At 29.9% G+C, this 12046-nt stretch carries 9 protein-coding genes and 1 other annotated feature; all 9 genes read left to right on the top strand.

Features of this window, described 5'->3' with window-relative positions:
• Positions 1–7: 7 nt before the first annotated feature.
• The 9 genes from BFN48_RS10955 to BFN48_RS10915 all read left to right on the top strand — a co-directional run bounded on the left by BFN48_RS10955 (position 8) and on the right by BFN48_RS10915 (position 12043).
• A complete protein-coding gene (locus tag BFN48_RS10955; RefSeq protein WP_069650949.1) occupies positions 8–658 on the top strand; it encodes a potassium channel family protein in 651 nt (216 codons plus the stop codon).
• A 13-nt stretch (positions 659–671) separates the two neighbouring features.
• Positions 672–1484 carry a 23S rRNA (guanosine(2251)-2'-O)-methyltransferase RlmB gene (gene rlmB, locus BFN48_RS10950; protein WP_069650948.1) on the top strand — a complete coding sequence of 271 codons (813 nt, stop codon included), beginning with the start codon at positions 672–674 and terminating at the stop codon, positions 1482–1484.
• Between the two features lie 253 nt (positions 1485–1737).
• Positions 1738–1952, top strand: a binding site (T-box leader).
• Between the two features lie 56 nt (positions 1953–2008).
• Positions 2009–2188, top strand: coding sequence for a hypothetical protein (locus BFN48_RS10945; RefSeq protein ID WP_069650947.1), 180 nt, complete (start codon positions 2009–2011; stop codon positions 2186–2188).
• 16 nt (positions 2189–2204) lie between these two features.
• On the top strand, positions 2205–3227 hold the full coding sequence (gene pheS / locus BFN48_RS10940; protein ID WP_069650946.1) for a phenylalanine--tRNA ligase subunit alpha: 1023 nt from the start codon (positions 2205–2207) through the stop codon (positions 3225–3227).
• A 58-nt stretch (positions 3228–3285) separates the two neighbouring features.
• On the top strand, positions 3286–5679 hold the full coding sequence (gene pheT, locus BFN48_RS10935; protein ID WP_069650945.1) for a phenylalanine--tRNA ligase subunit beta: 2394 nt from the start codon (positions 3286–3288) through the stop codon (positions 5677–5679).
• A gap of 164 nt (positions 5680–5843) precedes the next feature.
• A complete protein-coding gene (locus BFN48_RS10930; protein ID WP_069650944.1) occupies positions 5844–6386 on the top strand; it encodes a cell division protein ZapA in 543 nt (180 codons plus the stop codon).
• Between the two features lie 67 nt (positions 6387–6453).
• Complete coding sequence (locus BFN48_RS10925) at positions 6454–7080, top strand: DUF421 domain-containing protein (RefSeq protein WP_069650943.1); 627 nt, start codon at positions 6454–6456, stop codon at positions 7078–7080.
• Positions 7081–7139: 59 nt separating this feature from the next.
• Positions 7140–9611: a U32 family peptidase gene (locus BFN48_RS10920; RefSeq protein WP_242863269.1), complete on the top strand. Its 2472-nt coding sequence runs from the start codon at positions 7140–7142 to the stop codon at positions 9609–9611.
• Positions 9612–9664: 53 nt separating this feature from the next.
• Positions 9665–12043, top strand: coding sequence for an endonuclease MutS2 (locus tag BFN48_RS10915; protein WP_069650941.1), 2379 nt, complete (start codon positions 9665–9667; stop codon positions 12041–12043).
• The last annotated feature ends 3 nt before the right edge of the window (positions 12044–12046 follow it).

The raw sequence follows: 12046 nt of genomic DNA, 5'->3' as shown, positions 1-12046 counted from the left end.
GAAAAATATGAGACAGTTTGTTGTTATAGGCTGTGGTAGATTTGGAGCAAGTGTGGCTAAAACTCTTTACAGTCTAGGATATGATGTGCTTGCAATCGATAAAAATGAAGAGAGAATTCAAGAAATATCTGATTCTGTAACTCATGCAGTTCAAGCTGATGCAATAGATGAGAATGCACTAAGAACATTGGGATTAAGAAACTTTGATGTGGCAATTGTAAGTATTGGTTCAGATATACAAGCATCAATTATGGCAACGCTTATTGCGAAAGAACTAGGCATCAAGACAGTAATTGCAAAAGCTCAAGGGGAATTACATGGTAAAGTACTTTATAAAATAGGTGCTGATAGAGTTATTTTCCCAGAAAGAGATATGGGTGTGAGAGTTGCTCATAATCTAGTTTCATCTAATATACTTGACTATATAGAGTTAGCTCCAGATTACAGTATAGTAGAAATTGCTACTATGGAAGAATGGGCAGGAAAGACTTTAAGAGAGTTAAAATTACCAACAAGATATGGAATAAATGTTATGGCAATCAAGCGCGGCAAAGAGATTAATATTTCTCCTTATGCAGATGATGTGATAAATGCAGATGATGTGTTGATAGTAATTGGAAATAATGAGGACTTAAGAAAACTAGAGAAGAAGAGCTAGTTGAGGTGTTTTCATGGAAGCTAATATAACAAGTTTGTCAAATCCACTAATTAAAAGCGTTAGGGCACTTCATAAGAAAAAAGATAGATGGAAGCAGAGAAAATTTTTTGTAGAAGGTGTAAGAGCAGTAGAAGAGGCTGTTAAATCTGATGTTAAAATTGATTCGATTTTATATACAGAGTCGCTATTTGATACTTTTGGAGGGCAACAACTGTTTAACTTGATAAATAAAAAAGGATATAGATTGTTTAAAATAACAGAGAAGATATTAAAAACTGTTTCAGATACAGAGAATCCTCAAGGCATTATAGCTATAATAGAATTTAATTTAGTAAATTTAGATGATATTTTTATTAAAGAAGGAAACTTTATTATAATATTGGATAAAATACAGGATCCAGGCAATTTAGGTACAATAATCAGAACAGCAGATGCTTTCGGAGCAAATGGCATTGTATTGACAAGAGGTTGTGTTGATGTATTCAATCCTAAGACTATTAGGTCTACAATGGGTTCATTGTTTCATTTGCCTGTATCATATGAAGATAGCATAGAAAAAGTCATAACAAAATTTAAAGAGATTGGCATAAAAATAATAGCTACCTCATTAGATGCTGAACAATTTTGTTATGATATAGATTTAACACAAGATTTCGCGTTGATTATAGGGAACGAGGCGTCTGGAGTTTCGAAGGAAGCTATCGAATTATCAGATCATAAAATAAAAATACCGATAGAGAAAAGGACAGAATCTTTAAATGCTGCTATAGCATCTGGAGTTATAATGTATGAAACTTACAGGCAAAGAATAGCCCTATATACTTAAGTTTAGCCATCTTGTTATGTACAATAATAACATGATATAATAAAATAGAAATCTAGGTACTTGGTGCTAGATCAAAGATGTAAAATTGAAAAAGTAAAATGTAAAATTAGTTGATAGTCGATAGTCAGTAATTTACAGATTAATTACTAACGACTATTGACTAAAAACTAATAACTAATAACTAATGATTGTTAGATAGCTTTTTATAAAAACAAATATTTTGTTAATAAATTCAGTATAAAAATAAATATAGACAATAGTGATGAGGGAGAGAGTAGGTATCTGATGCCTTAAGAGAGGAAATGCCTTTGGCTGGAAGCATTTCTAGGTGAGAGGATGCTGAAGTTCACTCCTGAACTGCTAAGTTGAAATAGTAGTAGACTTATGCCGGCTATGCCGTTATATAAAGGAGAGGCTTGTTATTAACAAGCAATAAGGGTGGTACCGCGGAGAACCTTCGTCCCTTTGTGGGATGAAGGTTTATTTTTTATTTTAAAAAACATAAAGGGGAGTTGGAATTAGTTATGTTAGTACATTTAGTAAGTACTCTTGTGTTTTTTATAGCATATTTCGCTATAACTTATTTAACAAATAGGTTTAGAAAAAATAGAAGAACTAAAAGAGAAATATTAATAAATTCATTAATTACTAGTGGATTATATTTTTTAGTTATAGCATTAGTTAAGATTATTTCAAGTAAATAATGAAAGGAGAGAAAATATGAAGGAAAGACTTAATGCAATCAAAGAGAGTGCTTTAAATGAAATAAAAAAGGTTACAGATTTAGAAAAATTAGAAGAATTAAGAATAAGATTTTTAGGGAAAAAAGGAGAATTAACACAAGTTCTTAGAGGAATGAAAGACTTAAGTAAAGAAGAAAGACCTATTATTGGGAAGATAGCTAATGAAGTCAGAGAAATGATAGAAGGAGAAATTGAAAAACTAAAGCTAGACCTAAAAGAAAAAATGCAGAGAGAAAAACTAGCTGCTGAAAAAATTGATATATCTATGCCAGGCAGAGAAAAAATAATAGGCCACAGACATCCTCTAATAAGTGTTATGGAAGAATTGGAAAATGTGTTTATGAATATGGGGTTCAGCGTTGTTCAAGGGCCTGAAGTTGAGACAGTATATAACAACTTTGATGCACTAAATTCACCAGAAAATCATCCATCAAGAGACCCTTCAGATACATTTTACATTACAGATGATATACTTTTGAGAACTCATACTTCACCTGTACAAATTAGAGTTATGAAACAAATAAAACCACCGTTAAGGATAGTATCAGCAGGTAGAACTTTTAGATTTGATGATGTTGATGACACACATTCACCAATGTTCCACCAGTTTGAAGGTCTTGTAATAGATAAAAATATAACAATGGCAAATTTAAAAGATACAATATATAAGTTTGTAAGAGAAATATTTGGTGAAGATATGAAAGTAAGGTTTAGACCTCATTACTTCCCATTTACAGAACCAAGTGCAGAAGTAGATGTTTCATGTTTTAAGTGCAAAGGTAAAGGATGTCCAGCTTGTAATGGTACTGGATGGAGTATGGAGATATTAGGTTGTGGGATGGTTCATCCAAAAGTACTAAAAAATTGTGGTATTGACCCTGAAGTATATAGTGGTTTTGCATTCGGTTTAGGTGTAGATAGAATTGCTATGGTTAAGTATGGAATAAACAATATTAGATTGTTGTTTGAAAATGATATGAGATTTTTAGAACAGTTTTAGTATGTATTTAATGAAATTGCGCTATTTAAATATAAGATAGTTTAAGGGAGGAAAGATTATGTTAGTACCAGTTAAATGGCTGAAAGAATATGTTGATATTGATATTGATTCAAAGAAATTAGCTGATAAGTTGACTATGTCTGGTTCACACGTAGATTCTATTGAAAGTGTTGATAAAGGTGTTGAAAAAGTTGTAGTTGGAAAAATTTTAAATATAGAAAAACATCCAAACGCAGATAAACTAGTTATCACTACAATAGATGTAGGAGTAGAGAAATTACAGATAGTGACTGGTGCAACTAATATTAAAGTAGGTGATTATGTACCAGTTGCATTGGTAGGAGCTAAACTTCCTAATGGATTAAAGATAAAAAAATCAAAGCTTAGAGGAATTGAGTCTTATGGTATGTTATGTTCTGCTGAAGAACTTGGAATAGACGAAGACTTAATACCAAAAGAATTGAAGGATGGTATATATATTTTACCAGAACAATATCCTTTAGGCTCAGATATAAAAGAAGTATTAGAATTATACGGTGAAATAATTGAGTTTGAGATAACACCTAACCGCCCAGATTGTTTAAGTATTGTGGGAATGGCTAGGGAAACAGCAGCTACTTTGGGAAAAGAGTTAAAATATCCAGAAATAAAAATAAACAAAGAAGTAGATGATATAGCTAACTATGTAAGCAGCATTGAAGTAAATGATAAGGATTTATGTAAAAGATATTATGCTAGAGTTGTAAAAGATATAAAATTAAAAAGCTCACCTACTTGGATCCAGAGAAGGCTTATAGAAGCAGGTGTTAGACCGATAAATAATATTGTAGATATAACAAACTATGTTATGCTTGAATTAGGTCAGCCTATCCATGCATTTGATCTTGATAAAATTAGTGGAAGAAAAGTTATAGTAAGAAGAGCAAAAGAAGGAGAGAAGATAGTAACTCTAGATGGAGTAGAAAGAGAGTTAAAAGATTCAATGCTTATAATAGCTGATGCGGATAAACCTATTGCAATTGCAGGTGTGATGGGTGGAGAAAATAGTGAAGTTTCAGAAGAGACAACAGCAATTCTTATAGAATCAGCTAACTTTAATGGAAGAAGTGTAAGACTGGCTTCAAAAGGTGTTGGATTGAGAACAGAAGCTTCAGCTAGATTTGAGAAGGATTTAGATCCTAACTTAGTTCATAAGGCTTGCGATAGAGTTTGCCAATTAATTGAGGAGATAGGTGCTGGTACAGTTGTTAAGGGTAGTATTGACATATATGAAGATAAGGTTCATGAAAGAGAAATTACATTAAGACCAGAAAAAGTAAATAATTTACTTGGAATAGAGATAAAAGTAGATGATATGCTAAAGATATTGAACAGTTTAGAGCTTAAAGCTAAATTTGAAAATGAAAAAATTCATGTAACTATCCCAACATTCAGAAAAGATATTGAACTTGAAGCTGATTTGATCGAAGAAATAGGCAGAATTTATGGATTTGACAAAATACAGTCAAAACCTTTGATTGGTACATTAACTAGAGGTGACAAATCTAAGATCAGAAAAATTGAAGATATGACAAAGGATATATTAAAAGGACTTGGATTGAATGAAATAACAACATATTCATTTATAAGTCCAAAGGCTTATGACAAGATAAATTTACCTGAATATAGCATGAAGAGAAGCTGTGTCCGTATTATGAATCCATTAGGTGAAGACTATAGTGTTATGAGAACTACTTTAATTCCCAATATGATAGAAGTATTAACTAGAAACTATAACTATGGCGTAAATAGAGCTTGGGCTTATGAAATAGGAAATATTTTCATACCTAAAAAATTGCCTGTTGAAGAATTGCCATATGAAATAAGAACCCTTTGTATAGGGATGTATGGCTTAGTCGATTTCTTTGATATTAAAGGTGTAGTTGATACAATGCTTAAAAAGTTGGGCATAACTGATTGTGAATATATTAGAGAAGAAAACTATACTACATTCCACCCAGGTAGAACTGCAAACATAATTAAAGGGAATAATGTTCTTGGTGTGATAGGAGAGATTCATCCAGAAGTATTAGAAAACTATGGTATTAAAGAAAGACTGTATATAGCAGAATTAGATTTTGAAATAATAGCATTTTTAACTAATTTAGAGAAGAAATATAAGCCACTTCCTAAATATCCTGCTATAAATCGTGATATAGCGTTAGTAGTTGATAAAGATATTATGGTTAGAGAAATAGAAAAAATAATTTGGGAAAATAGCAGTGGTATAGTTGAAAATGTAAAATTATTCGATGTATATATGGGTAAACAGATACCGCAAGGTAAAAAGAGTGTAGCTTATTCTATAACATATAGGTCTTATGAGAAAACTTTAACTGATGAAGAAGTAACAAAGGTTCATGAAAGAATAGTAAAAGCATTAGAAGTGCAATTGGATGCTTCTTTAAGATAGTTTAAAGCCAGCAATAAAGTTTATACTTTATTGCTGGCTTAATTTTGTAGAAGAAGTTAACATTTTATGTAATAATATAATAGAACTTGATAAAGTTATAGCAGGAAATATTATGTCTAATAAAGAAATATAATATTAGTCATGGTTTAGAGGAGAGGATATTGATGGGTGAAAAAAAGAAAGTTACGGTTAGAATTAGAGGTCAGGAATATACAGTAATAGGTGAAGAGTCTGAAGAATATATTAAGGAATTGGGAAATTATGTAGATAATAAAATTAGAGATATATTAGAAAAAAACAGTAAACTAAATCGAACTATGGCTGCAACTCTTACAGCATTTACTATTGCTGATGAGTTGTATAAAACTAGGAGTTTAGTAGATAATTTAAATAAAATTATAAATGAAAAAGATAAAGAGATAGAAGAAAAGCTTAGTATTATAAAGATAAAGGAAACAGAAATTGAAGATATAAAGTCTCATTATGAAAAGTTAAGCAATGAGTTAAATGATGTAAATAACAACTTAAGTGAATATCAAAAGAAAATAAAGAAATATGAGCAGGCTTTGGATTTGAAGGAAAAAGAATTGCAAAATACACAAAGAATTATTACTGAACTTCAAAATAAGCTTTATGAAAAACAAATAGAGCTAGCTCAGACTAAAAAAGAATTAGAGGAATTCATCAGAACGTTTGATGCAAAATAGATTTTTGCATAAAAAGGATTTATCTCCACAAAATATAATTTGAATTAGAATTTGTGGAGGTATTTTCATGCAGAGTAGTATTTTTGGGTACTTTATATATATGTTAAGGACTACTTTAGGATATTTTTTGGCACTTATCATGGTTCGTTTTATGGGTAAGCGTTCTATCGGAGAGTTGAGTGCTTTTGATATAGTACTTATGACAGGTGTTGGTCATATAATGAGTTCTGTAGCATTAGATAAAGAGTTGCCGCTTATGGAAGGAATACTTATTTTATCTACAATTGCAGTATTAGAAATAGCTTTAGCTTTTATAGCAATCAAAAATAGGAAAATTGCAAATATTGTAAATGGCAAACCTACTTATCTTATTAAAGATGGGAAATTATTGAAGGAAAATATGAAAAAAGAAAAATTTAATATTTATGATTTAAGGCAGGAATTAAGAAAAAAAGGGATTGCTGATGAAAATGATGTAGAAAAAGCTATAATAGAGGCTTGTGGGAAATTTAGTGTTATAAAGAAGTATGCAGAAGAACCATTAAGGAGAAAGGATTTAGGTATATTTAAAGATGGAGACAGCCCTCAATATCTTGAACAAAAGTTTTCAGAATTAAAGAGTGAACTAAATAGATTGAACATGTCTTTAGATAACATTATAATAGAGATTAATAAGCTTAAAAACAAAGAGTAGTAAGCTACTCTTTATTTATTTATATCTGACTTTAAAGATATTATCAGGAGATGGTAAATGTGAAAGAAAAAATAGAACTATTAGCTCCAGTTGGAAGTATTGAGTCACTTTATGCAGCAGTTGAAAATGGAGCAGATGCAGTTTATTTAGGTGGAAAAATGTTTAATGCTAGGCAGTATGCCTCAAATTTTGATAAAGAAGAGTTAAAAAAAGCTATTGAGTATGCACATATAAAAGATGTTAAGGTATATGTTACTGTCAATATCTTATTAAGCGATTCTGAGTTTAAAGAAGCTTTAGAGTATATATCTTTTTTATATAACATAGATGTAGATGCTATAATAATACAAGATTTAGGATTAGCTAATTTAGTGAGAAAATTACTGCCTGATTTTGAGCTTCACGGAAGCACTCAGATGACTATCATCAATCAATACGGAGCAAAGTTTTTAGAAGAGCTTGGTTTTACTAGGGTGGTTTTAGGTAGGGAGTTATCTGTAGAAGAAATTAAATACATTAAAGATAAAACTAATATAGAATTAGAAGGATTTATTCATGGAGCATTATGTATTTCTTATTCTGGTCAGTGTTTAATGAGCAGTATAATAGGTGGTCGTAGTGGTAATAGAGGCAGATGTGCACAACCGTGTAGAATGCCTTATACATTAGTTAATGCAGAAACAGGACAAACAATATCTTCAAAATTAGATAAAAGGTTTTTATTAAGTACTAGAGATTTAAATACTATAGAAGATTTAAATAAAATAGTAAAAGCAGGTATTATATCATTGAAAATAGAAGGAAGGATGAAAAGACCAGAATATGTCGCGGTTATAGTAAATAAATATAAGAAGGAATTAGATAATTTATACAATGGAATTGATAGAGTAATTTCTAAAGAAGATAAGAAAGAATTACTGCAAATTTTCAATAGAGAGTTTACAAAAGGATATATTCTTGGTGATTTTGGTAAAAATTTAGTAGCGATAGATAGACCTGACAATAGAGGAGTATATATTGGCAAAGTTATTGATGTTGATAAAAAGTATATATACATTTTATTAGAAGATAGTATGAATGTAGGGGACGGAATAGAAATAACTGATAATAAGGGTAATAAGAATGGGATTATAGTAAATTCTATCTTTTTGAAAGGAAAACGAGTAGAATCTTGTAGAAAAGGAGAAGTAGCTAAGATAAAGAAAATTGGTAATATAAAGAAAGATAGCAAGGTATATAAGACTTCTGATGTACTTTTATTAGAAAAAGCAAGAAAATCATTTACTGAAAGAGATAAATTAAAGAAGATAGATGTTTATATGGAAGTTGAAATAAAGATAGGCCATCCTATTAAGATGCATTTATGGGATGATAGAGGTAATTATGTTACAATTGAAAGTGAAGAAAAGGTGCAAGAAGGAACAAATATATTTCTTACAGAAGAGAAAGTAATAAAACAATTAAGCAAACTAGGTGGAACTCATTACGTTCTTAAAGATATAAATATAAGCCTGCAAAATAATTCTATGATTCCTGTCAGTGTATTGAATAAGTTAAGAAGAGAAGCTATAGAAGAATTAAATAAAAAAAGAGCTATAATAAATAAAAGAATTGAGATAAGTGAAAAAGATATTTTAAATAAAATGAAGGATATTATAGAAAAAAGTAAACCTTACGTTAAAACAAGGAATAAGTTGCTAAGTATTAGTATACAGTCATATAAGCAGTTTAAAAAAATTGATTTGAATAAGTTAGACAGAGTGTATATTAGTTATTGTGAAGGAATTAATGAATGTATTGAAGAAATAAAAAAATATGATAAAGAGGTTTATTTACAGACTGAGAAAATCTTAACAAACTCAGATTTTGAAACTTTAAATTGTCAAATTAAAAGTATTGGTATCGAAAATATTGATGGAATAAGTGTTTCTAACTTGGGAACTTTGAAATATATTAAAGAGAATTTCGATACTAATATACATTGTGATGTAGGTATTAATGCATTCAATAGCTTTACTCTCAAGTTTCTTGAAGAATATGGTGTAAAAAGCGTTACTTTATCACCAGAGTTGAAACTAAATCAGATAAAAAATATTTGCTTAAATACTAATTTAATGTGCGAAACTATAGGGTACGGTTATTTACCTGTCATGATAAGCAAATATTGTCCATTTTCCATTATTAAAGGGTGTTTATCAGATAAAGAATGTGATAGATGTAAGTTTAGATATGGTTATGGATTAAAAGATAGATTAGGTAAAGTTTTTAGGACTATTAGAAAAAGAGGGACTACTATAATATATAACAGTCAACCATTGGTAGTTATTGAAAACTTAAAAGAAATTTATAACAGTAATGTAGATATGGTTAGGTTAGATTTTACATTTGAAGATGATATAAAAGAAGTACAAACAATGTATTATGATTTAGCTAACAACAATATAGATGAAAAGAATATTGTAGAGTTTATTAATAAAATTAAAAAGAGTAGAGGTTTAACTAAAGGACATTACTATAGAGGGGTTCTTTAGAAAAAATCAAAGCAGAAAGACACTAAACAATGTAGAGGAAGTAGGTGGATAAATTGAATGAAAAGACATTAAGGGTTCTTGAGTATGACAAAATAATAGACAAGTTGTTAGAAAAAGCTGAATCTTCTTTAGGTAAAGAATTAATAAATAAACTTAAACCAAGTAATGATTTTTATGAAGTAGAAAAGATATTAGAAGAAACAGATGAAGCTGTTAAATTAATAATCAAAAGAGGAAGACCTCCTTTAGCTGGCATTCATAATGTATATGCTGAATTAAAAAGAGCACAGATAGGAGCTTCGCTTAGTCCAGGAAGTTTGTTAAAAATTGCAGATACTTTAAGGGCAGCTAGGAGAATGAGTACATTTGTTAAGAAAAGTAAAGAAGATAAAAAATCCAGTTATCCAATAATAGAAGATATGGTAGATTTACTGACAACATTTAAAGAACTAGAAGAAAGAATTTTTGAGTCAATTATTAGTGAAGAAGAAATATCTGATAATGCTAGTCAAACGTTAAGAAATATAAGAAGGCAAATAGAATCTAAAAATGAATCAATTAGAAACAAACTAAATTCAATAATTAATTCATCAACTTATAGAAAGTACCTACAAGAATCAATTATTACAATAAGGCAAGATAGGTATGTGGTGCCTGTAAAACAAGAGTATAGAGGTAATTTTCCAGGTTTAGTACATGACCAGTCTTCTAGTGGGGCAACCTTATTTATTGAACCAATGGCAGTAGTTGAATTAAATAATCAGTTAAAAGAGCTTAAGTTAAAAGAGAAAATTGAAATTGAAAGAATTTTAGCTGAATTGACAAGTTTAGTAGCCGAAAAAGCAGATAATATAAAAATAAATATAGATATATTGGCGAAATTAGATTTTATATTTGCTAAAGCAAAATTAGCGCTAGAAATGGATGGGGTTAAGCCTGAGCTTAATAAAGAAGGTTATATTAACATTAAAAAAGGCAGACATCCATTAATAGATAAAGATAAAGTTGTACCTATAGATATTCACATAGGAAAAGATTTTGATACCTTAGTAATTACAGGGCCAAATACAGGTGGTAAAACTGTTACATTAAAAACAGTTGGATTACTTTCATTAATGGGGCAGTCAGGGCTTTTTGTACCAGCAGATTTTCATAGTCAGATTGCTGTATTTGATAAAATTTTTGCAGATATTGGTGATGAGCAAAGTATAGAACAGAGTTTAAGTACATTTTCCTCCCATATGACAAATATAGTAGAAATCTTAAAAGATGCTCAAACTAATAATCTTATTTTGTTTGATGAATTAGGAGCAGGTACTGATCCTACAGAAGGTGCTGCTTTGGCAATGTCTATATTAAGCTACCTTCATAGTATAGGAGCGAAGACAATTGCAACTACTCACTACAGTGAATTAAAAGTTTATGCATTGACAACTGAAGGTGTAGAAAATGCTTCAGTTGAGTTTGATGTAGAAACGTTAAGTCCGACATATAGGTTATTAATCGGTGTACCTGGAAAATCAAATGCTTTTGAAATATCAAAAAGGTTAGGACTTCAAGACTTTATTATTGAAAGAGCTAAAGACTTTATTTCCAGGGAAAACATTGAATTTGAAGATGTTTTAGCAAAGATTGAGAGAGATAGAAGAATAATAGAGCAAAATAGAGAAGAATCTGAGAAACTGAAAAGAGATATAGATAGATTAAAGCAGGAATTAGATGAGAAGAAAATAAAATTAAGTAACCAGAGAGAAAAACTATTATTTGAAGCTAAGCAGGAAGCAAAAAAGATTATTAAAGAAGCAAAGGAAGAAGCAGATAATATTATAAAACAACTTAGAGAGATTTCTATAGAGATAGATAAAGAGAGAAATAAAAAGATTCAAGAAGCAAAGGACAAATTAAAAAATAAACTTGATAATTTAGAAGCTGAATTAACAGAAAATTTATTGAACAAAAAGAATAGAAAGCCACCGAAAAATCTAAAACCAGGAGATATGGTAACTTTGCTTAATTTAAACCAGACAGGAACAGTAATATCTGAACCGGATAAAGATGGAAATCTAGTTGTACAAGTTGGTATAATGAAGATAAATGTTCATATTAGTAACTTAGCTAGAGCTAAAGATAATGAATCAGCATGTGAAAATTTTGGAACAAGAAAGATAATGACTTCTAAAGCTAAGTATATAAAAACTGAGCTTGACCTGAGGGGTAAAACATTAGAAGAAGCTTTACTTGATACAGACAAGTATCTTGATGATGCATATATAGCAGGGTTAAAACAGGTTACTATTATACACGGAAAGGGTACTGGCGTGTTAAGAGCTGGAATAAAGCAATTGTTAAAATCACACCGTCACGTAAAAGATTTTAGGTTAGGTAATTTTGGTGAAGGTGGTACGGGAGTAACTATAGTTGAGCTAAAGTGAGGT

It is taken from the genome of Caloranaerobacter ferrireducens (genome assembly GCF_001730685.1).
Classification (GTDB): Bacteria; Bacillota; Clostridia; order Tissierellales; family Thermohalobacteraceae; genus Caloranaerobacter; species Caloranaerobacter ferrireducens.
The sequence above is the reverse complement of the archived record's forward strand: the minus strand, read 5'-3'. Positions and strand labels throughout refer to the sequence as shown.

What these genes read in the sequence shown, in the direction of transcription:
- BFN48_RS10955 (WP_069650949.1), top strand. Translation starts at nt 8, where the DNA reads ATGAGACAGTTTGTTGTTATAGGCTGTGGTAGATTTGGAGCAAGTGTG.
- pheS (WP_069650946.1), top strand. Translation starts at nt 2,205, where the DNA reads ATGAAGGAAAGACTTAATGCAATCAAAGAGAGTGCTTTAAATGAAATA.
- BFN48_RS10925 (WP_069650943.1), top strand. Translation starts at nt 6,454, where the DNA reads ATGCAGAGTAGTATTTTTGGGTACTTTATATATATGTTAAGGACTACT.
- BFN48_RS10945 (WP_069650947.1), top strand. Translation starts at nt 2,009, where the DNA reads ATGTTAGTACATTTAGTAAGTACTCTTGTGTTTTTTATAGCATATTTC.
- pheT (WP_069650945.1), top strand. Translation starts at nt 3,286, where the DNA reads ATGTTAGTACCAGTTAAATGGCTGAAAGAATATGTTGATATTGATATT.
- rlmB (WP_069650948.1), top strand. Translation starts at nt 672, where the DNA reads ATGGAAGCTAATATAACAAGTTTGTCAAATCCACTAATTAAAAGCGTT.
- BFN48_RS10930 (WP_069650944.1), top strand. Translation starts at nt 5,844, where the DNA reads ATGGGTGAAAAAAAGAAAGTTACGGTTAGAATTAGAGGTCAGGAATAT.